A 22,761-nucleotide genomic window follows, 5' to 3' on the forward strand; every position below is an offset into this window, starting at 1 on the left:
CTCAGGCGGGCTCGGTCGCGAGCGCGCGGCCGATGGTCAGGGCCTGCTCGGTGGCGCCGCCGAAGAGGAACTCGAAGCGCTTGGCGCTGGTGAAGTAGCGGTGCGCCTCGCCGTCGAGGTCGATGCCGACGCCCCCGTGCACGTGGACGGTCGTGTGCGCGAGTCGGTGGCCGGCGTCGGCCGCCCAGAGCTTCGCGGTCGCCACCTCGGTCTCGGCCGGCAGGCCCTCGGAGAGCCGCCACACGGCGGCCCACAGGGTGAGGCGCTGCGCCAGGACGTCGATGTAGCCGTCGGCGAGCCGTTGCGAGACCGCCTGGAAGCTGCCGATCGGCCGGCCGAACTGCTCGCGCGTCTTCGCGTACGCCGCCGTCAGGGCCAGCGAGCCCTCCGCGACGCCCAGCTGCTCGGCGGCCGAGCAGACGGTCAGCAGGTGCCCGAGCCGCTTTGCGGCGTTGCCGTCCGGCGTACCGACGGGCGCGCCGGGCGCGCGCGCCAGGTCGAGCCGCGCGACCGCGTCGCCGTCGCTCGTGTGCTGCCCGACGAGGTCGACGCCGCCCGCCCCCGGCTCCACCAGGAAGACCCCGACGCCGTCGGGGGCCGTGGCCGTGACCAGGACCGCCGCCGCAGCGAGACCGGCCCGCACGACCGCCTTGGAGCCCGACAGGGTCCAGCCGTCCCCATCGGGCGATGCCGTCACCGTCGGACGGGCGGGCAGGTGGGCGCGCTCCTCGGCGACGGCCGCGGTCAGCACGCTCTCGCCGGTGGCGGCGCCGGGCAGCCAGGCCGCCCGCTGCTCGTCGCTGCCGAGCTCGGCCAGCAGCAGGGCCGCCGCGCCGTGGACGGCGAGCGGCACCGGCGCCACGGTGCGACCGACCTCGACCAGCACCCGGCACAGCTCGACGAGACCGAGACCGGCGCCGCCATGCTCCTCGGGCACGGCGAGCGACAGCAGGCCGGCCGAGCCCAGCTCGCCCCACAGCGCGCGGTCGAACCGGTCGCCGCCGGCCTCGACCTCCTGGAGCCGGTCGATCGTGGTGCGGTCCTCGAGTATCTGCGCCGCCAGGAACGCGGCCTCGTCCTGCTCGGGGGTGAAGGTGAAGTCCATCGGGTTTCCTTTCGGGTTCACCGGGTCTCGAGGCTCGGCCCGAGCGGGCCTCGCACCTCGACCGCCGGTCGGGGCTAGCGCTTCGCGGCGGGGAGACCGAGACCGACGTAGCCGATGATGTCGCGCTGGATCTCGTTGGTGCCGCCGCCGAAGGTCATGACGAGCGCGGAGCGGAAGGAGCGCTCGAGGCGGCCCGCGAGGACCGCCCCCTCGGACGCGCCGGTGATGCCGGCGTTGGGGCCGACGACCTCCATCAGCGAGCGGTAGACCTCGGTCGCCAGCTCCGAGCCGTAGATCTTGGTCGCCGACGCCTCCGCCGGCGACAGCGCGACCCCGGCGTCCGCGTCCGCGGCGAGCTTGAAGTTGACCAGGCTCAGCGCCTCGATCCGGGCGTGGGCCCGGCCCAGCGCGATCTGCACCCACTCCGAGTCGATGACCCGCTGCCCGTCGGGGTTCTTGGTCTGCTGCGCCCACTCGCGCACCAACGCCAGACTGTGCACGAGCGGCGCCGACGACGTGAGCGCCACGCGCTCGTGGTTGAGCTGGTTGGTCATCAGCGCCCAGCCGCGGTTGAGCTCGCCGACCAGGTTGCCCACCGGCACCCGCACGTCCTCGTAGTACGTCGCGCTGGTGCCCACGCCGGCCACCGTGTGCACCGGCGTGTAGGAGACGCCCGGCGCGTCGGCCGGGACCAGGATCATCGACAGGCCCTGGTGGCGCGGGAGGTCCGGGTCGGTGCGGCAGGCCAGCCAGATCCAGTCGGCGTACTGGATCAGCGAGGTCCACATCTTCTGGCCGTTGACGACCCACTCGTCGCCTTCGCGGACCGCTCTCGTCCGCAGCGATGCGAGGTCGGTGCCGGAGCCGGGCTCGGAGTAGCCGATCGAGAAGTGCAGCTCGCCGCGCAGGATGCGTGGCAGGAAGTACGCCTTCTGCTCCTCGGTCCCGTAGCGCATGATCGTCGGTCCGACGGTGTTGAGCGTCAGGTAGGGGATCGGCACGCCGGCGACGGCTGCGGCGTCGGTGAAGATCAGCTGCTCGACCATGGAGCGCGCCTGACCGCCGTACTCCTGGGGCCAGCCGATGCCGAGCCAGCCGTCCGCGCCGACCTGGCGGATGACGTCCTGGTAGACCGTCGCGTCGCCGAACTCCCCGGTGGCCGAGGCGAGGCCGGCCCGGCGCTCGGGGGTGACGAGCTCGGCGAAGTACTCCCGGAGCTCCTCACGCAGGCGGACCTGGTCGGCGTTCAGGGCGACGTGCATGCACGCCAGATTAGAACGTGTTCTCGTTTCGGTCCACTGTCGTTCGGTCCGTCGCCAGATGCCGGCCGAGGAACCGCACCTGGTGCTCGACGGCCGGCTCGAACCACTCCTTGCCCGGCCATACGTCGAAGTGGTCGCACGGGTAGTGGCGGACCTCGGCGCGACCCTTGAACGCCGCCTTCGCGGCGGCGTGCGGCGGCGCGCTGCGGTCGAAATCGGCGATCTGCACCAGCATCGGACAGCGCACGTGCCTGGCCAGCCGTCCCGGGCGGTGGCCGCCGAGCTCGAGTCCGACCGCGGCGTCGACCTCGTTGACCCAGGTGGGGCCGGCGAGCGCGGCGTAGTCCTCGTAGAGGCCGGGCAACGTGAGCGCAGCGGTCTCGCCGGGCCGGCCGACGATCGGCATCGTCACGGGCACGCGGCCCGCCCGGCTGCGCAGGCCGGCCACCGTCGAGCGCAGGATCGAGGCGGGGGAGTGCGACGCCAGGGCGTGCCGGCCGGCAGCCAGGCCGTCCACGAGCGGGGTGAGCGAGACGACCGCCGCCACGTCGTCGCGACCCGCGGCCGCGGCCAGGACGTGCCCACCCGCCAGCGAGACCCCCCACAGCACGAGTCGCTGCGGGTCGACGCCCGGCAGCGCGGCGGCTGCCGCCATCGCGGCGCGGTAGTCCTCGAGCTGGCCGGCCATCGAGACCCGCTGACGCGGGCTGCCCTCGCTGGCGCCGAAGCCGCGGTAGTCGAACGCGAGCACGTCCAGCCCGGCGGCGGCGAGGCGCGTGGCGAAGGGCTCCAGCCCGGAGTCCTTGGTCCCACCCAGCCCGTGCGCCATCACGACCACCGGACGTCCGGCGGCGGTGGCGAGCGCGCCGCCCGCGCCGGGGAAGTGCCAGGCCGCGCAGACCGTGCCCGCGGAGTCGAAGCGGACGTCGGTGCGCACGCTCACCGCTCGGTCCGCCCGTAGATCGTGCGCAGCCAGATCTCGATGACGGCCTCCTGGATCGCCGCCCGGTCGCCGCCGTGGGCGAGGCGCTCCAGCATCCGGTCGTTGAGCTCGAGCAGCACGCTGGCCACCGCCGACGCGTCGACCCCGTCCGGGGCGCGCCCGGACGCGCGCTCGGCGGTGATCATCGCGGCGACCGGCGCCACGAACGACAGCCGGTCGCTGTCCCACAGCTCACGCACGGCGGCGCTGGTCGCCCGCGCGTCGAGCATCGCGCGGAACAGGTGCCGGTGGGCCTCCCAGGCGTCGAAGAGCCCCTCGATCGTGGCGGTGATCCGCCCGACCGGGGTGCCGTCCGTGCGCAGCCGGTGGCCGGTGGCGATCGCCTCGTACATCTCCTCCATCAGCGCCGCGACCGCGGCCTGCTTGTTCTCGAAGTAGAAGTAGAAGGCCGACCGAGTCACCCCGGCCCGCCGGGAGATCTCGGCGATGTTGATGGAGTCCAGGCTCGAGTCGTCGAGGCCCGCGCGCTCGCGCAGGATCTCGTCGAGCGATCCCAGCAGGGCGGCGCGGCGTTGGTCGCCCCGGTGGGCGCGGGTCTGGGTGCTCATCGGGCCGCCGCCGCACGCCGTACGCCGGCGGGCAGTTCCTTGGCGCGCAGGTCGTGCTCGTAGACGAAGTAGTCCAGCTGCTGGGTGTGCCGCGGCCGGTCGAGCACGTGCCCGGTGTAGCGCTCCTGGTCGGCGTCGATCATCTGCTCCATCTCCTCGGTGCTCGGCAGCGCGTAGCGTCCCACGGCGTACGCCGCCAGCAGCCGGGCCTGCGCCTCGACGAACGGGAAGAGCGTCGGCGTCGCCTGGGCGAAGCCCATGAACACCAGGTCCTCGATGCCCGGCTTGAACATCCGCTTGAACAGCCGGATCCGGTTGTCCGGGGCGCTGATGAAGCCGGGGTCGAAGAACGGGAAGGTGATGTTGTAGCCGGTGGCATACACGATGATGTCGAACTCGCTCGCGGTGCCGTCCTCGAAGTGGACGGTGCGTCCGTCGAGGCGGGCCACGTCGCCCTTCGGCGTGATGTCGCCGGAGCCGAGCCGCAGCGGCAGCTCGACCGATTGGGTCGGGTGCGCCTCGAAGAACTTGTGGTTGGGCTTCGGCAGGCCGTACAGCTCGGGGTTGGAGCCGGCCATCACCTGCATCTTCTGCAGCACCCACCGCTGCCAGTGCAGCGGGATCTGGGGGATGGTGACGAAGTACTTGTCGGCCGGCAGTCCGCCCATGTACTTCGGCACGATCCAGGCGCTGGACCGGGTGGAGAGGGTGACCTCGTTCTGCAGTGACCTGCTCGACAGCTCGACCGCGATGTCGGCGGCGCTGTTGCCGATGCCGACGACCAGGATCCGCCGGCCCGTGAAGTCGAGCGGGTCGTTCGGGTCGATGTAGTGGTGCGAGTGGAGGGACTCCCCGGTGAACTCGCCCGGGAAGTCGGCCCTCCGCGGATCCCAGTGGTGGCCGTTGGCGACGACCAGCAGGTCGAAGCGGCGTACGTCGCCGGCCTGGTCGGCGAGCTCCCACCCGCCGCCGTCCAGGCGCGCGGCGCGCTGCACGCCGTTCTCGAACTCGATCCGCTCGCGCAGCCCGAACGCGTCCGCGTAGGCGTCGAGGTAGGCCTTGATCTGGGTGTGGTGCGGGAAGTCGGGGTAGTCCTCCGGCATCGGGAAGTCCTTGAACGACAGCCGGTGCTTGGAGGTGTCGATGTGCAACGACCGGTAGGCGCTGCTGTGGCCGTTGGGATTGCCGAACGCCCAGTTGCCGCCCACCCGGTCGGAGGCCTCGAAGCAGGTGTAGTCGACCCCGTAGTCGCCGAGCATCTTGCCGGCCGTGAGCCCGCTGATGCCGGCGCCGATCACCGCGGCACGTGGCCGGTTGCTGGGTCGAGACATGGGGCCTCCGGTCGAACGCTGGACACGAGACGTGACCAGCGGCACGCTAGGGCCAGATTTGACACGCGTCAACGGCGGCGCCGAGCAGAGGTGGCGGGCATGGAGCAGGAGCACCGGATCGCGGTCGTCGTGGGCGGGGCGTCCGGCATCGGCGCCGCCGCCGCGACGGCGTTGGAGGCCGACGGCTGCACGGTGGTGGTGGCCGACCTGGCGACCGACCCCGCGGTGGACGTGACCGACGAGGCAGGGGTCGAGGCGCTGTTCGCCGCCGTCGTCGCCGAGCACGGACGCCTCGACGTCGTGGTCAACAGCGCCGGCGTCAGCACGCTCGGCCTGCTCACCGAGCTGGACGCCGCGGAGTTTCGACGGGTGGTCGAGGTCAACCTCACGGGTGCGTTCCTGGTGCTCAAGCACGCCGGCCGGGTGGTGAGCGACGGGGGAGCGCTGGTCTCGCTGACCTCGCTCAACGCCCGCCAGCCCGGCGCCGGGATGGGCGCCTACTGCGCCGCCAAGGCCGGCCTCGCGATGCTCACCGAGGTCGCGGCGCTCGAGCTGGCGCCGCGACGGGTGCGGGTCAACGCGATCTCGCCTGGCCTGGTCCTCACGCCGCTGACGGCGCCCGCGCTGGACATCCCCGGCATCGAGGACGACTACCTCGCCAACACCCCGCTGGGCCGCGCGGGTCTGCCACAGGAGGTCGCCGAGGCGGTCGTATACGTCGCCAGGGCGCAGTGGCTCACCGGTGAGGTGCTCGACCTCAACGGCGGCGCCCACCTCGCGCGTTACCCCGACATCCACGCCCACGTGACGAAGGCGTTCGCGTGAGCGGGCCTGAAGCCGGTCGGCAGGCGATCGTCACCGGCGGCGGCTCCGGGATCGGAGCCGCCCTCTGTCGGGCACTGGTGGCCGCCGGCGACCACGTGGTCGTGGCCGACCTGGACCGGGCCGCGGCGGCCCGCACGGCCGGTAGCGTTCGCGGACCCGGGTCGGCGCGGCCGCTCGGGCTGGACGTCACGGACGCGGCGGCGGTCCAGGCCGCGGTCGACGAGGTGGTCGCGGTCGCGGGCCGGCTGGACCTGATGTTCAACAACGCGGGGATCTCGCTGGGCGGCGAGACCGAGGAGCTCACGCTCGCCCAGTGGGACGCGATCATCGACGTCAACATCCGCGGCGTGGTGCACGGCGTCGCGGCGGCGTACCCGGTCATGGTGCGGCAAGGGGCAGGACACATCGTCAACACCGCCTCGATGGGCGGGCTGATGGCGGCGGGTCTGCTGACCAGCTACGTCATGACCAAGCACGCGGTCGTCGGGCTGTCGCTGGCGCTGCGCTCCGAGGCGGCCGCGAAGGGCGTGGGGGTCACCGCGGTCTGCCCCTCGGCCGTCGACACGCCCATCCTGGACAAGGGTGCGGTGGGGCGCTTCCACGGTCGTGACTACTTCCTCAAGGGGCAGGGTGTGCGCCGCCCGTACGACCCGGACGTCCTCGCCCAGGAGGTGCTGCGGGCGGTCCGCGACGACCGCGGCCTGCTGGTGACACCGCGGACCGCACGGGTGACCTGGCTGATCGGGCGGCTGGCGCCCGTGACGACCCAGCGGATGTCCGTGCGGTTCGTGGCCAAGCAGCGCGCCCTCCAGGCGGCCCGCGCCGCGGCACTTTCCTCTCCGGCCCGGGAACTATAACCTGTTCTAGTATTGGCTCCATCCCGCATTCACGGTCGGAGAGAGGCACGCGATGAGCGACACGAGGATCCTGGACAGGGGCACGCCGCCGGAGCGCTTCGCCCGGGGCTGGCACTGCCTCGGACTCGCCGAGAGCTTCGCCGACGGCTCGCCGCACCGGATCGAGGCGTTCGGCGGACAGCTGGTCGTGTGGCAGGACACGAAGGGCGACCTCAACGTCCTGGACGGCTACTGCCGGCACATGGGGGGCGACCTGACCCAGGGCACGGTCAAGGGGGACGAGATCGCCTGCCCGTTCCACGACTGGCGCTGGGGCGGCGACGGCAAGTGCAAGGCGATCCCCTACGCCCGCCGGGTGCCGCTGCGCGCCCGCACCCAGAAGTACGACACGGCCGTCCGCAACGGCCAGCTGCTGATCTGGCACGACGTCGAGGGCTCGGCGCCCGACCACGACCTCCTGCCGCCGGAGCTGCCCGGGGTCGGCACCGACGAGTACACCGACTGGAGCTGGGAGGTCGTGCCGATCACCGGCTCCCACTGCCGCGAGCTGATCGACAACGTCGTCGACATGGCGCACTTCTACTACGTGCACTTCTCGTTCCCCACGAGCTTCCGCAACGTCTTCGAGGGCCACCAGGCGACCCAGTTCATGGAGTCCAAGGGCCGCCCCGACATGAGCGGCGGCTACGGCGACGTCGACCTGTTCCTGAAGTCCGAGGCGACCTACTTCGGACCGGCGTACATGGTCAACTGGCTGGAGGTCGACTACAAGGGCTTCGAGACCGAGGTCATCCTGATCAACTGCCACATCCCGACCGGGCCCGACTCGTTCACGCTCCAGTACGGCATCACGGTCAAGAAGCCCGAGGGCATCGACGACAAGACCGCCGCCTACATCAGCAGTAAGTACGCCGAGATGTTCGGCGGCGGCTTCCTGCAGGACGTGCACATCTGGAAGAACAAGGTGCCCGTGCAGAACCCGCTCCTGTGCGAGGAGGACGGCCCCGTCTACCAGCTGCGCCGATGGTATGAGCAGTTCTACGTCGACCTGCACGACGTGCAGCCCGAGATGGTCAACCGCTTCGAGTTCGAGGTCGACACCACCAAGGCCAACGAGTACTGGCAGGAGGAGGTGGCCCAGAACCTCGCCCGGAGGGCCCAGGACGACACGGCCGAGAGCTCCAGCGACACGCCCTCGGTGATGACGGGGACCTGATGGCGTCCTTCGTCCCGACCCGCGCCGACACCCTCGAGGACCAGCGCCTCTACACCAGTGCCCGGCTCACCGAGGTGGCCTGCCTGGACTGCCTGGCGCGGGTGGGCGTGAAGAAGAACAGCGAGCACCACACCTCGATCCAGTGGCGTCGCGAGGCCCGCGATGTGTGTCCCGAGCTCACAAGGCGAGACGCTGGGACGGACGGTCGCGACTACCACCAGGGTTGTCCGCGGCTGACGGCCAGCATCGACGCCGCGGTGCGCGAGGGCCGGGTCCCGATCGGCGCCGAGGACGGTTACTGACCCACATGGACACCGCATCGTTCGACCTCACGGTCTGCGACGTCGTCGAGGAGACGGCCGACGCGCACTCGATCACCTTCGAGGTGCCCGACGAGCACGCCGACCACTTCGCCTACAGGCCGGGGCAGTTCCTCACCGTCGCCGTGCCCAGCGAGCGGACCGGCGTTGCGGCCCGCTGCTACTCGCTGTCCGGCAGCCCCCTGACCTACGCCGAGACCGGCCGGCTGACGATCACGGTCAAGCGCACGGTCGACGGCTACGCCTCGAACTGGATCTGCGACCGCCTGCGCCAGGGCGACCGCCTGCACGTGCTGCCGCCCAGTGGCATCTTCACCCCCGCCTCGCTGGACGCCGACCTGCTGCTGTTCGCCGGGGGGTCGGGGATCACCCCCATCATCTCGATCCTCCGCACGGCGCTCGCCCAGGGCTCCGGCCGGATCGTGCTGTTCTACGCCAACCGCGACGAGTCGTCGGTGATCTTCGCCGGCGAGCTCAGCAGGCTGGCCGCGGAGCACCCGGACCGGCTCCACGTCGTCCACTGGCTGGAGTCCGTGCAGGGTCTGCCCACCCAGGCCCAGCTCAGGGCGTTCGCCGCCGCCCACTCGTCGTACGACGCCTTCGTCTGTGGGCCGGCGCCGTTCATGAAGATGACCGTCTCCGCTCTCAAGGAGCTCGGCTTCCCGCGCGACCGGCGCCACCAGGAGCGGTTCGTCTCGCTCGGCGGCAACCCGTTCGGCGACCTGCACGACGTCGAGGTCGCGGAGAGCGAGATCAGCGCCGCCGAGAGCGACGAGCAGGACGTCCCCGAGGATGCCGCCGCCGCCTCGCGGGGCCCGGCCCGCCTGGAGGTCGAGCTCGACGGCGAGCAGTACGTCTTCGACGACTGGGAGGGCGGCACGAAGATGCTCGACCACCTGGAGTCGAAGGGCGTCAAGGCTCCGTACTCCTGTCGAGAGGGTGAGTGCTCCGCCTGCGCGGTCCGCCTGCTCGAGGGCGAGGTCAAGCTGATCCACAACGACGTCCTGGACGACGAGGACCTCGCCGAGGGCATCCGCCTCGCCTGTCAGGCGCTCCCCGTCACCGACGCCGTCAAGGTCACCTACAGCTGAGCACCCCGATCCACAAGATCCACAGATCAGTAACAAAATCGGCCGGAAATACCTGGTCTAGTCCACAAAAGTAAATGGTCGGTAACAGGTGACTCCGGCGCCGATCCCCGGTTGAATCGTTGCCAGCAGCCTCGGTGCTCGGCCAGGGGAATCCCCCCTCCCGCTGGCCCGCTGAGGAGGCATCGCGACCTGTCCCGTACGTCCCCCCACGTCTCGGGACAGTGTCGTCGACTCATCCCGCCTCTCGGGGCGGGATGTAGCGCGCTCCGGGGCTCGGCGAGGTCACCAACCGCGCTCGCGCCACTGGGGGATCGAGGCGCGCTCGGCGCCCAGGGTGGAGTCGTTGCCGTGGCCGGGGTAGAACCAGGTCTCGTCGGGCAGGGTGCCGAAGAGCTTGGTCTCCACCTGGTCGACGAGCTGGGCGAACGCCGCGGCGTCGCCGAAGGTGTTGCCGACGCCGCCGGGGAACAGCGAGTCACCGGTGAAGAGGTGCGGGTGCCCCTCGGGGTCGCGGTAGACGAGCGCGATCGAGCCGGGGGTGTGGCCGGCCACCGCGATCACCTCGAGCGTGCACTCGCCCACCACGACCGTGTCGCCGTCGCCCACCGTGCGGGTCACCGGGACACCGGTTTGCTCGGTGATCGCAGCCGCGTCCGGCTCCCCGGACACGACCTGGGCATCCGTCGCGGCGACGACGGCCTCGAGGGCGCGGTGATGGTCCCAGTGCTGGTGGGTGGTGACGACGGCGGTCAGGCCGGCGTCCCCGATGAGGGGGAGCAACGTCTCGGGCTCGGCGGCCGCGTCGATGAGCACCTGCTTGCCGGTCGTCCGGCAGGTGAGCAGGTAGCAGTTGTTGGACATCTTCTGGTCCACGGCCACCTTCGTGATCCGCAGGTGGGGGAGCTCGCGCACGTCGGGGCCGGCCCCGACCTGCACGTCGCCGGTGTACTCGTCGCTCACCATGCCTCGATCCTCGGCAGCGCGCCGCCGTCCGTCATCAGTGCTGCTCCGTCGCCGCGACCCGCCAGCCACCACGCCAGGTCGGCGGCGCTGCCGCGCACTACCGGGGAGCCTTGGGTCACGGCACCACACTGCCAGGTCTCGTCGAGGTCGTGCGGGTCGGCCGTGAACGGCTCCGCCGAGGGGGTGCGGCGCGCCATCGAGCGCAGCAGCCGCACCGTGAAGCGCGTCGGCCAGTCGGCGGCGGAGTACCCGGCGTCCAGGTCGGCGTGGTGGAGCTCCACCTCGCGCAGGCGCATGCCAGGCACGGCGCCGGCGGGGAAGGTCGCCCCGCCCGGGGTCCGCTCGACGACGGTGTCCCAGGCGTCCTCGGGCACCGCGGCGATCGCGTCTGCGAGCTCGCTGGCCGCGGCGAAGAGCCGCTCACGCAGCGCCGAGGGCGAGGCGCCGGCCAGGTGCTCGATGTCCGCGTCGCGCCGCTCGTCCGAGGCGTACGTCGTGCGTGGCTCGCCCGTGACGACCCCGGTGAGGGCGTTGGACAGCCCCTCGGCGTTGAGCGCGAGGTGCGCAACCACGTGGCCGCGCGACCAGTCCGGCAGCAGCGACGGTGTGCCGTAATCCTCGTCCCGGAGCGCGTCGACGCTCCGCAACAGGCGCCGGGTGGCCTCGACCAGCTCGTCGGTCGCCTCGGGGGTCGTCATGCGTCCATCCTCGCGTACGGCGCCGCGAGGCGGGAGTCCGTGTTTCCGGACTGTCGGCGGCGCGTGAGAGTCTGAGATGTCGGTCGCGTCGGCTTGATTCCCACAGGCCGATGGCGAACACTTGTTCGAACCAGGACCTAGCCAGAGGACGGCAGTGGCGGATCAGCTCATCATCCGGGGAGCCCGGGAGCACAACCTCAAGGACGTCTCGCTCGACCTTCCCCGTGACTCCCTCATCGTGTTCACGGGTCTGTCGGGCTCCGGCAAGTCCTCGCTCGCGTTCGACACGATCTTCGCCGAGGGGCAGCGTCGCTACGTCGAGTCGCTGTCGGCCTACGCGCGCCAGTTCCTCGGGCAGATGGACAAGCCGGACGTCGACTTCATCGAGGGCCTCTCGCCCGCCGTCTCGATCGATCAGAAGTCCACGTCGAAGAACCCGCGCTCCACCGTCGGCACGATCACCGAGGTCTACGACTACCTCCGCCTGCTCTACGCCCGCGCCGGGCGCCCGCACTGCCCGACCTGTGGCGCGCCGATCGAGCGGCAGACGCCGCAGCAGATCGTCGACAAGGTGCTCTCGCTCGAGGAGGGCCGCCGGTTCCAGGTCCTCGCCCCGGTGATCCGCGGACGCAAGGGCGAGTACCTCGAGCTGTTCCGCCAGCTGCAGACCCAGGGGTTCAGCCGCGCCCGGGTCGACGGCGAGACGCACTCCCTGGACGCGCTGCTCGACGACGGCCCCAAGCTCGACAAGCAGAAGAAGCACACCATCGAGGTCGTGGTCGACCGCCTCGCGGTCAAGGACACCTCCAAGCGCCGCCTGACCGACTCGGTGGAGACCGCCCTCAACCTCGCCGGCGGCCTGGTCCTGCTCGACTTCGTCGACCTGGACGCCAAGGACCCCGACCGCGAGATGCGGTTCAGCGAGAAGATGTCGTGCCCCAACGACCACCCGATCGACACCGACGAGCTCGAGCCACGCTCGTTCTCGTTCAACTCGCCGTTCGGCGCCTGCCCGGCCTGCAGCGGGCTCGGCACCCGCATGGAGGTCGACCCCGAGCTCGTGGTGCCCGACCCCGGGGCCACGCTCGGCGAGGGCGCGATCCAGCCGTGGAGCCAGGCGCACGTCGCCGACTACTTCCTCAAGCTGCTCGGGGCGCTCGGCGACGAGCTCGGCTTCGACCTCAACACCCCGTGGGAGCAGATCCCGGCCAAGTCGCAGAAGTCCATCCTCGACGGCCACTCCACCAAGGTCCACGTCGTCACGCGCAACCGCTACGGCCGCCAGCGCGCCTACTACGCGGCGTTCGAGGGCGTGCGCCCCTACATCGAGCGACGCCACCGCGAGGCCGAGTCCGACACCAGCCGGGAGCGCTTCGAGGGCTTCATGCGCGAGGTCCCGTGCCCGACCTGCAAAGGCAGCCGGCTCAAGCCGGTCTCGATGGCCGTCCTGCTCGGCGGGCGCAACATCGCCGAGGTCTGCTCGCTGCCGATCAACGAGACCGCCGACTTCCTGCGCGACCTCGACCTCAGCGCCCGCGAGCGCCAGATCGGCGAGCGCGTCCTGAAGGAGATCCAGGAGCGGCTCAACTTCCTGCTCGACGTCGGCCTCGACTACCTCTCGCTCGACCGGCCCTCGGGCTCGCTTTCGGGCGGCGAGGCGCAGCGCATCCGCTTGGCGACGCAGATCGGCGCCGGCCTGGTCGGGGTGCTCTACGTCCTCGACGAGCCGTCCATCGGCCTGCACCAGCGCGACAACCAGCGCCTGATCGAGACCCTGGTCCGGCTCAAGGACCTCGGCAACACCCTGATCGTCGTCGAGCACGACGAGGACACCATCCGCACCGCCGACTGGGTCGTCGACATCGGCCCCGGCGCCGGCGAGCACGGCGGCCAGGTCGTCCACAGTGGCTCGGTGCAGGGCCTGCTCGACCATCCCGACTCCATGACCGGCCAGTACCTCTCCGGGCGCCGCGAGATCCCGGTGCCGGAGGTGCGCCGCCCCCGCACGAAGGGCCGCGAGCTCAAGGTGCACGGCGCGCGCGAGCACAACCTGCGCAACGTCGACGTCGCCTTCCCACTGGGCCTGTTCGTCGCCGTGACGGGGGTGTCGGGCTCGGGCAAGTCCACGTTGGTCAACGACATCCTCTACACCTCGCTGGCCAAGCAGCTCTACCGCTCGCGCACGGTGCCGGGCCGGCACCAGAAGATCACCGGCCTGGAGCACGTCGACAAGGTCATCCACGTGGACCAGTCGCCGATCGGGCGCACGCCGCGTTCCAACCCGGCCACCTACACCGGCGTCTTCGACCACATCCGCAAGCTCTTCGCCTCGACGCCCGAGGCCAAGATGCGCGGCTACCTCCAGGGCCGGTTCTCGTTCAACGTCAAGGGCGGGCGCTGCGAGGCGTGCTCGGGCGACGGCACGATCAAGATCGAGATGAACTTCCTGCCCGACGTCTACGTCCCGTGCGAGGTGTGCCACGGCGCCCGCTACAACCGCGAGACGCTGGAGGTGCACTACAAGGGCAAGACCATCGCCGAGGTCCTCGACATGCCGATCGAGGAGGCGGTCGACTTCTTCGCCGCCGTCCCACCGATCGCGCGCCACATGAAGACCCTGGTCGAGGTCGGCCTCGGCTACGTCCGGCTCGGGCAGCCCGCGACCACCCTGTCGGGCGGCGAGGCTCAGCGCGTCAAGCTCTCCTCCGAGCTGCAGAAGCGCTCCACCGGGCGCACCGTCTACGTCCTGGACGAGCCGACCACCGGCCTGCACTTCGAGGACATCCGCAAGCTGCTGATGGTCCTGGGTCGCCTCGTCGACCAAGGCAACTCGGTGCTGGTGATCGAGCACAACCTCGACGTGATCAAGACCGCCGACTGGCTGGTCGACATGGGTCCCGAGGGCGGCTCGCGCGGCGGCATGGTCGTCGCGGAGGGCACCCCCGAGCAGGTGGCGGCCAACCCCGACTCCTACACCGGTCAGTTCCTCATCCCCATCCTCGACGGGCGCCACGCCCAGCAGCCCACGCGGATGCTGGCGCCCTCGGCCGCGCCGGAGCCCCGCGGCCAGAAGAGCGCCGCCGCGGCGGCGACCACCACCAAGAAGGCCGCCACGAAGAAGGCCGCCACGAAGAGGACCGCCACGAAGAGGACCGCCAAGAAGACCTAGGACTGACGCCGGCGGTGCAGCCGCTCGACCAGGTCCGGCGACAGGGCGCCGTACCCGGTGGAGGCCCAGGGCTCGTCGTCGGTCTCGAAGTAGTGCACCGGCTTGCCGTCGCGCACCACGTCGAGGATGTCGGGACGTCGCTTCTTGCGCAGGTCGTCGCGGCAGGCCTTGCACAGCGGCACCTCGACCCGGTCGCCGCCGAGCTCGATGGCCCCCTCGGTGGTGGCCGCGCCGTGCAGCGGGTCGAGGAAGCACGGCGTGGTGGGCGTGAACGGCGCTCCGGCCAGGGCCGCGTTCAGCGCCTCGTCCCCGCGCTGGGCCAGGACGAGAGCCCCCACCACGTCCAGCACGTCGGTCTCCGCGCCCTCCTCGCCGAGGACCCGGCGCGCCGCGTCGTAGTGGTCGAGCGTGGCCTGCCAGGAGTGAGGGGCGCGGTCCGCGTCCAGCTCGGCCGCGTCGATGCGCTCGCCGAGCGCGAGCACCTCGCGGTGCGCTCGACGGGTCAGCTGCTGGTCGTGGGCCTCGCGCACCCGGTCGAGCACGGAGGCGGGAAGCGCGAACTCGCGCGGGCGCGAGGACCGGGCGTGCGAGGCGGCGCGCTTGAGCGCCACGTAGAGCACGACGATCACCACGAGGACTCCCACGACGGTGAGCACCGGGGCCGCCCCGCCGCCCTCGGAGGCGCCGGAGCCGCTCCCGGACGGCCCTGGGGAGTCGCGCTGCTCCTCGGCCTCCACGAGCGCGCGGTACTGCTCGTCGACCGTGCCGTCCGCGACCGCCTCCGCCACGGTGACGAGCTGGGCTCCCAGGTCGTCCGGGCCGGCACTCTCCGCGATCGCGGAGAGGGTGTAGGTGTCCGAACCGCCACCCGCGGGGTCGCCCCAGGCGCGTGCGTCGATGCGGAACGACTCCTGCCCCCGGTAGATATGGGCGTTGGCGACGTACAGACCGGGGTCGCCCGACGCGTCGTGCAGCCGGCTCAGCAGGTCGCCCGGGTTGCCGTTGAAGGCGTCGTCGTAGTCGAAGGGATGCACCACGACGTAGAGCGGCTCGGGGGAGCGGGCGACGGCGGCCTCGATCCGCGCCACGTCGGCCTCGTCGACCAGCCGGTGCATGGCGGGCGACACGTAGACCCCGGTGGCGTCGAGGCTCTCCTGGATGGTGGCCAGCAGCTGTGCGACCTGGTCGTCGGCCGGGGTCATCGGTCTCCCTGCTTGGGTCCGGGCACGAGGAACGGTCGGCCGAGCGAGAGCCGTACGAAGCCGACGACCATCATGAGCAGACCGTATGCGGTGCCCGCGGCCATGGATCCCAGGAGGACCCCCGCGACGATGTCGCCGGTGTCCTCGCCCTCGGGCGGCTCGACGGACTCGCCGTCGAGCTCCTCGACGAGCTCGCGGATGCGGGCTTCGGGCTCGCCCTCGAACTCCATCGACGAGTAGAGGTAGCCGTCCAGCACGTCGACGTCCCCGCGCCCCGGGCCCTCCCACACCACGATGACGGCCCGCGGGTCGATGGCGGCGCCGACCTGGTCGACGACGTCGTGGTACGACCCGTAGCCGGCCTCGTCGGACTCGGACCAGACGATGACGTAGATCTCGGGGTCGGCGTCGGCGACCAGGGCCTCGACGCGCCTCTCTGCGGCCTCGTCGAGCATCGACCTGCCGTCCGGGGGCACGTGCACGCGGTCGATCCGCAGCTCCTCGATCGCCGCGCGCACCCGGTCGCCGGGCGGGTCGATCATCTGCAGCTTCGAGGTCTCCATGCTCACGGCCGGCCCGACGGCCGCGCCCGCGCCGAGCAGGACCGAGACCGCGAGCCCGGCCCACAGCCGCCGGCCCTTCATCGCCGCTCCTGCGTCACGTGCCGCCACAGGTCCGGGTCGAGGCTGCCGTAGCCGGTCCGCGCCCATACCGTGTCTCCCTCGTAGTAGGGACGGTCCGGCGTGGGCAGCCAGGACGAGCGCCGCTCGAGCAGCGCGTCCGGGCGGCGGCGTGATGACGACCGGGCCTCGCTGCACCGGCGGCACACCGGGACGGCGACCGACCCGCCGCCGGCGGGCAGGTCGATCTCCAGGTATCCGCGGCCGTGCAGCGGGTTGACGAAGCACGGCCGGTAGGGCCGGTCGTGATCCTTGAGCAGGGCCCGCCCGGTCCGGGCGAGGACCAGCGCACCGACCACGTCGAGCAGGTCGTGCGAGCCGAGAACCTGCTCGGCCGCAACCCGACAGCCCAGGGCGTCCTCGACGCCGGGACCGTGCGGACGTGCGGTGAGCTCGACCGCGAGCTTGTCGAGCGTCGAGGTCGCGTCGCGGCGCACGGTCTCGAGGTCCGGCCCGGGCCGGTCTACGGCTGCCTTGTCGGTCGACGCAGGCGGCTTGCGACCGCGCTGGCGTGCCGGGGGAGCGGCGGTGACCGCCCGCAGCGCCCAGGTCCGGGTGAGCCGCCACCCGACGAGGGCGACGAGGAGGCCCACGAACACCGACGCCGAGACGACCTCCACATGCAGGTAGGGCTGCTTGCTCTCCCGGTAGCCCGCTTGCGTCCAGGTGGCCGAGGAGGTGTAGGTGTCGACGAGCTCCTCGGACACGCTGTGGTCGTCGTCCGCGACGAGCTCCGCGATGATCGCGGCCCGGCCGGCGTCGCTGGGTCGCGGGGCGTCCACGTCGTCCCAGTCGGGGTAGGTGGGGCTCAGCCCCTCGTAGATGGCGTTCGTGAGGTCCGGGTCCGAGCCGCCGTAGTGGAAGTCCGTGCCCCGGCTGCCGACGGCGACCACGTAGACCGCGTCCGGGTCGAGCTGCGACTGCAGCCGGATGGCCAGGTCCTCGGTCGGGTCGTCCACCGCGAGGTCCGGCAGGTCGCCGACCAGCGCGACGTAGACGGGGATGTCGGAGGACTCGACGATCCGAGTCAGGGCCGCGTCCACCTCGGCGGTGTGGCCGTTGCCGCGGACCTGTTGGACGTGGACGGGATCCTTGCGGAGCGCAGCGACGAGGGCGTCGAGGTCGCCGACGTACGCGTCGATGCTCCCGTCGGCTCCCCATGCCCCCACCGGGTCAGGCTACCGTCCGGGTTTCACAGGGACGTAGCGGCTCGTTCTCATGTTGTTCTCATCTTGATGAGTAGTGTTTGTTTCAACTACTCCCCGCTCTCGGAGGTACCACTCATGGCCGCATCGGGACTCAGCAGGCGCCGGGCACTCACCGGAGCCGCCGGAGTGGGACTGGCACTGCCAGTGCTCGCTGCGTGCGGCGACGACGGCAGCACGTCGGCGGGGGATCCGGCCGGGTCGAGCACCCCGTCCCCGTCGGGCTCGCCCAGCCCGACGCCCACGCCCAGCGGGTCCGCCTCGGCCGCGGGTGGCTTCGCCACGGCCGCCGACATCCCGGTCGGAGGTGGCGCGGTCTTCCCCGACGAGGGTGTCGTCGTCACCCAGCCGACCGCGGGCACGTTCCAGGGCTTCGGCATCCAGTGCACCCACGCCGGCTGCCCGGTCAATGAGGTCACCGAGACCATCAACTGTCCGTGCCACGCCAGCACGTTCTCGATCGCCGACGGGTCCCCGTTGGGGGGCCCGGCCACCGAGCCGCTCAGCACGGTGGAGCTGAGCGTCCAGGGCGACCAGATCGGCCTCGCCTGACCCCTTCCAGCACCCGGAGTCACCCATGACCGACAGACCTACGTTCCAGCCCACCCGCCGCATCGTCTTCCACGGTCTCGGCGCCATCGGGATCGCCGCCGCGCTCGCCGGCTGCGGCGGCTCCTCCGACGACGACGGCGGCGGCGGCGGAGATGGCGGGGTCCAGCCCGAGACCGGGGCGGAGCTCGCCAGCACCTCCGAGGTGCCGGTCGGCGGCGGCCTCATCCTCACCGCGGAGAAGGTCGTGATCACCCAGCCCACCGAGGGTGACTTCAAAGCCTTCGGTGCCGTCTGCACCCACCAGAACAATGTCGTGACCTCGGTCGAGGACGGCGTCATCCGCTGCAGCTTCCACGGCAGTGAGTTCTCCGCGGACAGCGGCGAGGTCGAGGGTGGGCCGGCCGGGTCCGGCCTCGCCGAGGTCAGCATCGAGGTGAAGGGCGACAAGATCCTCGCGGCCTAGCCGAACCGGCCGGTCGTCGGCTGGAGGCACTGCTCGCGCCAGCGCTCGTCACGCCGTGAGGTGCGGCGGTCCAGTCGCCGGTCCAGGAGCTCGCGCGCCTCGTCGAGCCGGTCCGCCCGGATGAGCGCCGCGATCCGGACCTCCTCGACGATCTCGCGCTGAGCGTCCGAGCCCCCCAGGCGCGCGATGGCGGGGGAGAGCGTCCCGAGTGCCGCGGCCGCACTCGCGTGGCGCCCGGCGTGCATCGCCCGCAGCGCGTCGGTCAGGGGTGCGACGACCTCGCGCTGGGTGGCGTGCGGGTGACGGGCGGCGAAGCGCGCCAGGCGCGCCAGGCCGGCACCGTCGCCGAGCGCCAGCAGCGTCACCGCGCTGTGCATGGCGAGGAACGGTGTGGACGGCCGCTCCAGCACGTCTCGCCCGATGACCTGCGCGACCCGGTCGAGGTCCGGGACGTCCTCGGCGTCGGGCGTCATCGCCCAGCGGATCAGCAGCGAGCCGCTGTCGACCAGCGCCCGGCAGCCCAGCCCGTGCTCGGGCCACAGCTGGGCGTCGTACCTCGCCCGGACGGCGTCCAGGTCACCCAGCGACAGCTCGTGCAGCGCGGCGTGCCAGGAGAAGTGGCTGAGGCTGTCGATGCTCGCGCCGTCGCCGATCACCCAGGCGTCCATCCACGCCAACCCGGCCAGGTGGTCGCCGGTCTCGTAGTGCGCGTGGGCCCGGGCGTGGGCGGAGTGCCCGGCGCTCGGCTCGACCGCCAGTGACCGGCAGGAGAGCTCCATCGCCTCGTCGAAGCGGCCCTGCTCCTGGCGGACGAAGGCCAGCAGGCCGGCGTACCACCAGTCGTCGCCGTAGGCCGGCGCCGCCCGCTCGACGATGTCCCAGGCCTGCTGCGGGACCTCGGTCACGCCGGCGAAGGCGATGGTGGGCACCGCCGCCGAGAGCAGCAGCGCGTCGACGGGGTAGGCCGCGAGGTGGCGCACGACCGGCGTGGGGTCGCCGCGCAGGTGCGACAGGATCGCGTGCACGTGGCTGCGCTCGCGCTCGGTCGCCCGGGCGGCGTGCCGCTCGGCGTCGCGCATCCGGCCCTGGACGTCGACGGGTGCGCACAGGTCGTGCCCGAGCAGGGCCAGCGCCGCGTGGCCCAGCGCGAAGGTCGGGTCGTGCACCACGGAGCTCGCGATGGCCTCCACGGCGCCTGCACGCAGCCTCAGCAGATCGCCCACGCCGCGGTTGTAGGAGTCGGCGGCGACGTCCGACGTGGTGAGCCGGAGCCCGTAGCGGTCACGACAGTGCATGAAAGCATAGTAAGTGAGGTGACTATGTGGAGGAAGTCGCCACTCCGACGACCTGTCCGCGGCGGACCGTAGGGTTGGGGCGTGCCACCGCCCCGCCCGTCCCGTGCCTCGCGCGGGCCGCTGTCCTACCGGCCGGAGCCGGGCTCGATCCCGACCCAGCCGGGCGTCTACCGCTTCCGCGACGCCCACGGGCGGGTCGTCTACGTCGGCAAGGCGAAGAACCTGCGCGCCCGCCTCTCGTCGTACTTCCAGGACGTCGGCAACCTGCACCAGCGCACCGCCACGATGGTGACCACGGCTGCCAGCGTGGAGTGGACGGTCGTCAACACCGAGGTCGAGGCGCTGCAGCTGGAGTACTCCTGGATCAAGGAGTTCGACCCGCGCTTCAACGTCAAGTACCGCGACGACAAGTCCTACCCCTGGCTCGCGGTGACGGTCGGCGAGGAGTTCCCGCGGGTCATGGTCGGCCGTGGCGCCAAGCGCAAGGGCACCCGCTACTTCGGCCCCTACAGTCACGCCTGGGCGATCCGCGAGACCGTCGACGTCCTGCTGCGCGTCTTCCCGATGCGCTCGTGCAGCAACGGCGTCTTCAAGCGCTCCGCGCAGATCGGGCGACCGTGCCTGCTCGGCTACATCGGCAAGTGCTCCGCGCCCTGCGTCGGGCAGGTGTCGGCCGAGGAGCACCGCGCGATCGTCGACGACTTCTGCGACTTCATGGGCGGGCAGACCCGGCCGTTCGTCCGCCGCATCGAGAAGGAGATGTACGCCGCCTCGGACGCGCAGGACTACGAGCGTGCCGCCCGGCTGCGCGACGACCTCGGGGCGCTGGAGAAGGCGCTGGAGAAGCAGGCCGTCGTCCTGGGCGACGGTGCCGACGCCGACGTGATCGCCCTGGCCGAGGACCCGCTCGAGGTGGCCGTCCAGATCTTCTACGTCCGCGGCGGTCGGATCCGCGGCCAGCGCGGCTGGGTCGCCGACCGCGTCGACGAGGGCGGCACCCCCGAGCTCGTCGAGGACTTCCTGCTCCAGCTCTACGCCGGCACTCTGCCCGATGAGGGGGCGAGCACCATCCCGCGCGAGATCCTGGTGCCGGCGCTGCCGCCGGACGTGGCGACGTTCGAGACGCTCCTCAGCGACCTGCGGGGCAGCCGGGTGCAGATCCGGGTGCCGCAGCGCGGGGACAAGAAGACGCTGCAGGAGACCGTCGCCCGCAACGCCGGACAGGCGCTCGTGCTGCACAAGACCCGGCGGGCCAGCGACCTGACGACTCGCAACCGGGCGCTGGAGGAGATCCAGCAGGCGCTCGACCTCGACGAGGTGCCGCTGCGCATCGAGTGCTACGACGTCTCGAACCTGCAGGGCACCGAGGTGGTCGCCTCGATGGTCGTCTTCGAGGACGGGCTGGCGCGCAAGGGCGAGTACCGCCGCTTCGTCATCCGCGGCGTCGAGGGCCAGAACGACGTCGCGTCCATGCACGAGGTCATCACCCGGCGCTTCCGCCGGCTGCTCGACGAGCAGGCCCGCAGCCAGGAGGTCGCCACCGAGAACGGCCCGATGCTGGTCGACCCCGAGACCGGCCGGCCTCGCAAGTTCGCCTATGCGCCCGGCCTGGTGGTCGTCGACGGTGGGCCACCGCAGGTCGCCGCGGCCCAGCAGGCGCTCGACGAGCTGGGGATCGTGGACATCCCGGTCGTGGGGCTCGCCAAGCGCCTGGAGGAGGTGTGGGTGCCCGGTCAGGAGGATCCGGTCATCCTGGCGCGGTCGTCGGAGGGGCTCTACCTGCTCCAGCGGGTGCGCGACGAGGCACACCGGTTCGCGATCACCCACCACCGCTCGCGCCGCTCCAAGACGATGGTGGAGAGCCTCCTCGACGACGTACCCGGTCTCGGCGAGGTGCGCCGCAAGACGCTGCTGAAGCACTTCGGGTCCCTCAAGAAGCTCCGGCTCGCGACGGTCGAGGAGATCGCAATGGTGCCCGGGATCGGGGAGCGCACCGCGACCGCGATCAAGGACGCCGTGGCCCAGGGGCCGGCGACCGGCAAGACTGTCTCCGTCAACACCGCCACCGGCGAGATCGAGGAGTCCTGATGACGCACGCAGGTGACGTGGACGCCGCCCACCAGGGCGAGCTCGTCGTCGTGACCGGGATGACCGGCGCGGGGCGCAGCACCGCGGCCAAGGAGCTGGAGGACCTCGGCTTCTACGTGGTCGACAACCTGCCGCCGAGCCTGCTGCCCGACGTGGTCAAGCTCGTCGACGACGGCTTCGGTGCCGCGCAGGGGATCGCGGTCGTGGTCGACGTGCGCTCCGGCTCCTTCTTCCACACGCTGCACGCCAACCTCGCCCAGGGCGCGATCGGGCGGCTTACGACGCTGGTGTTCCTGGACGCGGCCGACGACGTGCTCGTCCGTCGCCAGGAGGCCGCGCGCCGCCCGCACCCGCTGCAGGGCAGCGGCCGGCTGCTGGACGGCCTGCAACGCGAGCGGCAGGTGCTCGCCGACCTGCGCAGCGACGCCGACCTGGTCATCGACACCACCAGCCTCAACGTGCACCAGCTGACCGACCGGATCGGCGAGGCGTTCGGCTCGCCGGTGACCATGCGGCTGAGCGTCAACATCATCAGCTTCGGCTTCAAGTACGGCATCCCCGTCGACGCGGACTTCGTGGCCGACATGCGCTTCCTGCCGAACCCGTTCTGGGTGCCCGAGTTGCGCGCGAGCACCGGGCGCGACGTCCCGGTCTCCGACTACGTGCGGGCGCAGAAGGGCGCCGAGGAGTTCCTGGACGGCTACGTCCCGGTCCTCGCGGGCGTCGCGGAGGGCTACCTGCGCGAGGGCAAGCGGTTCATGCGCGTCGCGGTCGGCTGCACGGGCGGCAAGCACCGCAGCGTCGCGATGAGCGAGGAGATCGGCCGCCGCCTGGCCGCCGAAGGGCTCGAGGTCCGCGTGACCCACCGCGACCTCGGCCGGGAGTGAG

21 protein-coding genes are annotated in these 22,761 nt (G+C 71.7%); 10 read left to right on the top strand and 11 right to left on the bottom strand.

Going from position 1 to position 22,761, the window contains the following annotated elements:
• Position 1 precedes the first annotated feature (1 nt).
• The 5 genes from LRP67_RS13880 to LRP67_RS13900 all read right to left on the bottom strand — a co-directional run bounded on the left by LRP67_RS13880 (position 2) and on the right by LRP67_RS13900 (position 5,249).
• Entirely contained in the window at positions 2-1,105 is a 1,104-nt protein-coding gene (locus tag LRP67_RS13880; RefSeq protein WP_231270758.1) for an acyl-CoA dehydrogenase family protein, read from the bottom strand.
• A gap of 74 nt (positions 1,106-1,179) precedes the next feature.
• Positions 1,180-2,367 (bottom strand): acyl-CoA dehydrogenase family protein, encoded by a 1,188-nt coding sequence (locus LRP67_RS13885; RefSeq protein ID WP_231270759.1) that lies wholly within the window; start codon positions 2,365-2,367, stop codon positions 1,180-1,182.
• A 10-nt stretch (positions 2,368-2,377) separates the two neighbouring features.
• Complete coding sequence (locus LRP67_RS13890; RefSeq protein WP_231270760.1) at positions 2,378-3,304, bottom strand: alpha/beta hydrolase; 927 nt, start codon at positions 3,302-3,304, stop codon at positions 2,378-2,380.
• Positions 3,305-3,306: 2 nt separating this feature from the next.
• Positions 3,307-3,918, bottom strand: a complete 612-nt coding sequence (locus LRP67_RS13895) for a TetR/AcrR family transcriptional regulator (protein ID WP_231270761.1) — start codon at positions 3,916-3,918, stop codon at positions 3,307-3,309.
• Positions 3,915-5,249, bottom strand: a complete 1,335-nt coding sequence (locus LRP67_RS13900) for an NAD(P)/FAD-dependent oxidoreductase (RefSeq protein ID WP_231270762.1) — start codon at positions 5,247-5,249, stop codon at positions 3,915-3,917. Before LRP67_RS13900 ends, LRP67_RS13895 begins: the two co-directional genes overlap by 4 nt.
• A gap of 99 nt (positions 5,250-5,348) precedes the next feature.
• On the opposite strand from LRP67_RS13900, the gene LRP67_RS13905 reads away from it, so the two are divergent.
• From LRP67_RS13905 to LRP67_RS13925, 5 genes are read left to right on the top strand one after another with little or no spacing between them, the layout of a single operon-like run.
• Positions 5,349-6,074 (top strand): SDR family NAD(P)-dependent oxidoreductase, encoded by a 726-nt coding sequence (locus LRP67_RS13905; protein WP_231270763.1) that lies wholly within the window; start codon positions 5,349-5,351, stop codon positions 6,072-6,074.
• Positions 6,071-6,931: an SDR family oxidoreductase gene (locus LRP67_RS13910; RefSeq protein ID WP_231270764.1), complete on the top strand. Its 861-nt coding sequence runs from the start codon at positions 6,071-6,073 to the stop codon at positions 6,929-6,931. Before LRP67_RS13905 ends, LRP67_RS13910 begins: the two co-directional genes overlap by 4 nt.
• 52 nt (positions 6,932-6,983) lie before the next feature.
• A complete protein-coding gene (locus tag LRP67_RS13915) occupies positions 6,984-8,147 on the top strand; it encodes a Rieske 2Fe-2S domain-containing protein (RefSeq protein ID WP_231270765.1) in 1,164 nt (387 codons plus the stop codon).
• Positions 8,147-8,449, top strand: a complete 303-nt coding sequence (locus LRP67_RS13920) for a hypothetical protein (RefSeq protein ID WP_231270766.1) — start codon at positions 8,147-8,149, stop codon at positions 8,447-8,449. Before LRP67_RS13915 ends, LRP67_RS13920 begins: the two co-directional genes overlap by 1 nt.
• Before the next feature lie 5 nt (positions 8,450-8,454).
• Positions 8,455-9,558, top strand: coding sequence for a 2Fe-2S iron-sulfur cluster-binding protein (locus tag LRP67_RS13925; protein ID WP_231270767.1), 1,104 nt, complete (start codon positions 8,455-8,457; stop codon positions 9,556-9,558).
• 282 nt (positions 9,559-9,840) lie between these two features.
• Here LRP67_RS13925 and LRP67_RS13930 read toward each other — a convergent pair whose 3' ends face one another.
• A complete protein-coding gene (locus tag LRP67_RS13930; protein ID WP_231270768.1) occupies positions 9,841-10,521 on the bottom strand; it encodes an MBL fold metallo-hydrolase in 681 nt (226 codons plus the stop codon).
• A complete protein-coding gene (locus LRP67_RS13935; protein ID WP_231270769.1) occupies positions 10,515-11,219 on the bottom strand; it encodes a maleylpyruvate isomerase family mycothiol-dependent enzyme in 705 nt (234 codons plus the stop codon). The genes LRP67_RS13930 and LRP67_RS13935 overlap by 7 nt, the downstream gene beginning before the upstream one ends.
• Before the next feature lie 154 nt (positions 11,220-11,373).
• Between LRP67_RS13935 and uvrA the strand changes: the two genes are divergently transcribed.
• Entirely contained in the window at positions 11,374-14,388 is a 3,015-nt protein-coding gene (gene uvrA, locus LRP67_RS13940) for an excinuclease ABC subunit UvrA (protein ID WP_231270770.1), read from the top strand.
• On the opposite strand, the gene LRP67_RS13945 is transcribed toward uvrA, so the two are convergent.
• Genes LRP67_RS13945 through LRP67_RS13955 form a run of 3 tightly spaced genes read right to left on the bottom strand, consistent with a single transcriptional unit; the run spans position 14,385 to position 17,439 of the window.
• The gene (locus tag LRP67_RS13945) at positions 14,385-15,590 is read right to left on the bottom strand and encodes a hypothetical protein (RefSeq protein ID WP_231270771.1); all 1,206 of its coding nucleotides are present in this window, start codon (positions 15,588-15,590) and stop codon (positions 14,385-14,387) included. The two genes, uvrA and LRP67_RS13945, sit on opposite strands and share 4 nt — an antisense overlap.
• On the bottom strand, positions 15,587-16,234 hold the full coding sequence (locus LRP67_RS13950) for a hypothetical protein (RefSeq protein ID WP_231270772.1): 648 nt from the start codon (positions 16,232-16,234) through the stop codon (positions 15,587-15,589). The genes LRP67_RS13945 and LRP67_RS13950 overlap by 4 nt, the downstream gene beginning before the upstream one ends.
• On the bottom strand, positions 16,231-17,439 hold the full coding sequence (locus LRP67_RS13955; RefSeq protein WP_231270773.1) for a hypothetical protein: 1,209 nt from the start codon (positions 17,437-17,439) through the stop codon (positions 16,231-16,233). The genes LRP67_RS13950 and LRP67_RS13955 overlap by 4 nt, the downstream gene beginning before the upstream one ends.
• Before the next feature lie 114 nt (positions 17,440-17,553).
• On the opposite strand from LRP67_RS13955, the gene LRP67_RS13960 reads away from it, so the two are divergent.
• On the top strand, positions 17,554-18,027 hold the full coding sequence (locus LRP67_RS13960) for a Rieske (2Fe-2S) protein (RefSeq protein WP_231270774.1): 474 nt from the start codon (positions 17,554-17,556) through the stop codon (positions 18,025-18,027).
• A 25-nt stretch (positions 18,028-18,052) separates the two neighbouring features.
• Positions 18,053-18,490 (top strand): Rieske (2Fe-2S) protein, encoded by a 438-nt coding sequence (locus LRP67_RS13965; protein WP_231270775.1) that lies wholly within the window; start codon positions 18,053-18,055, stop codon positions 18,488-18,490.
• Here LRP67_RS13965 and LRP67_RS13970 read toward each other — a convergent pair.
• Complete coding sequence (locus LRP67_RS13970; RefSeq protein ID WP_231270776.1) at positions 18,487-19,785, bottom strand: pyridine nucleotide-disulfide oxidoreductase; 1,299 nt, start codon at positions 19,783-19,785, stop codon at positions 18,487-18,489. The two genes, LRP67_RS13965 and LRP67_RS13970, sit on opposite strands and share 4 nt — an antisense overlap.
• A gap of 81 nt (positions 19,786-19,866) precedes the next feature.
• On the opposite strand from LRP67_RS13970, the gene uvrC reads away from it, so the two are divergent.
• Both uvrC and rapZ read left to right on the top strand, forming a co-directional pair.
• Entirely contained in the window at positions 19,867-21,873 is a 2,007-nt protein-coding gene (gene uvrC, locus LRP67_RS13975) for an excinuclease ABC subunit UvrC (protein ID WP_231270777.1), read from the top strand.
• A complete protein-coding gene (gene rapZ, locus LRP67_RS13980) occupies positions 21,873-22,760 on the top strand; it encodes an RNase adapter RapZ (protein ID WP_231270778.1) in 888 nt (295 codons plus the stop codon). The genes uvrC and rapZ overlap by 1 nt, the downstream gene beginning before the upstream one ends.
• The last annotated feature ends 1 nt before the right edge of the window (position 22,761 follow it).

This window comes from Nocardioides sp. cx-169, assembly GCF_021083605.1.
GTDB lineage: Bacteria > Actinomycetota > Actinomycetes > Propionibacteriales > Nocardioidaceae > Nocardioides.

Coding starts and splice junctions, on each gene's coding strand:
- LRP67_RS13880 (WP_231270758.1), bottom strand. CDS start 1,105: ATGGACTTCACCTTCACCCCCGAGCAGGACGAGGCCGCGTTCCTGGCG.
- LRP67_RS13885 (WP_231270759.1), bottom strand. CDS start 2,367: ATGCACGTCGCCCTGAACGCCGACCAGGTCCGCCTGCGTGAGGAGCTC.
- LRP67_RS13895 (WP_231270761.1), bottom strand. CDS start 3,918: ATGAGCACCCAGACCCGCGCCCACCGGGGCGACCAACGCCGCGCCGCC.
- LRP67_RS13900 (WP_231270762.1), bottom strand. CDS start 5,249: ATGTCTCGACCCAGCAACCGGCCACGTGCCGCGGTGATCGGCGCCGGC.
- LRP67_RS13905 (WP_231270763.1), top strand. CDS start 5,349: ATGGAGCAGGAGCACCGGATCGCGGTCGTCGTGGGCGGGGCGTCCGGC.
- LRP67_RS13915 (WP_231270765.1), top strand. CDS start 6,984: ATGAGCGACACGAGGATCCTGGACAGGGGCACGCCGCCGGAGCGCTTC.
- LRP67_RS13920 (WP_231270766.1), top strand. CDS start 8,147: ATGGCGTCCTTCGTCCCGACCCGCGCCGACACCCTCGAGGACCAGCGC.
- LRP67_RS13925 (WP_231270767.1), top strand. CDS start 8,455: ATGGACACCGCATCGTTCGACCTCACGGTCTGCGACGTCGTCGAGGAG.
- LRP67_RS13930 (WP_231270768.1), bottom strand. CDS start 10,521: ATGGTGAGCGACGAGTACACCGGCGACGTGCAGGTCGGGGCCGGCCCC.
- LRP67_RS13935 (WP_231270769.1), bottom strand. CDS start 11,219: ATGACGACCCCCGAGGCGACCGACGAGCTGGTCGAGGCCACCCGGCGC.
- LRP67_RS13945 (WP_231270771.1), bottom strand. CDS start 15,590: ATGACCCCGGCCGACGACCAGGTCGCACAGCTGCTGGCCACCATCCAG.
- LRP67_RS13950 (WP_231270772.1), bottom strand. CDS start 16,234: ATGAAGGGCCGGCGGCTGTGGGCCGGGCTCGCGGTCTCGGTCCTGCTC.
- LRP67_RS13960 (WP_231270774.1), top strand. CDS start 17,554: ATGGCCGCATCGGGACTCAGCAGGCGCCGGGCACTCACCGGAGCCGCC.
- LRP67_RS13965 (WP_231270775.1), top strand. CDS start 18,053: ATGACCGACAGACCTACGTTCCAGCCCACCCGCCGCATCGTCTTCCAC.
- LRP67_RS13970 (WP_231270776.1), bottom strand. CDS start 19,785: ATGCACTGTCGTGACCGCTACGGGCTCCGGCTCACCACGTCGGACGTC.
- rapZ (WP_231270778.1), top strand. CDS start 21,873: ATGACGCACGCAGGTGACGTGGACGCCGCCCACCAGGGCGAGCTCGTC.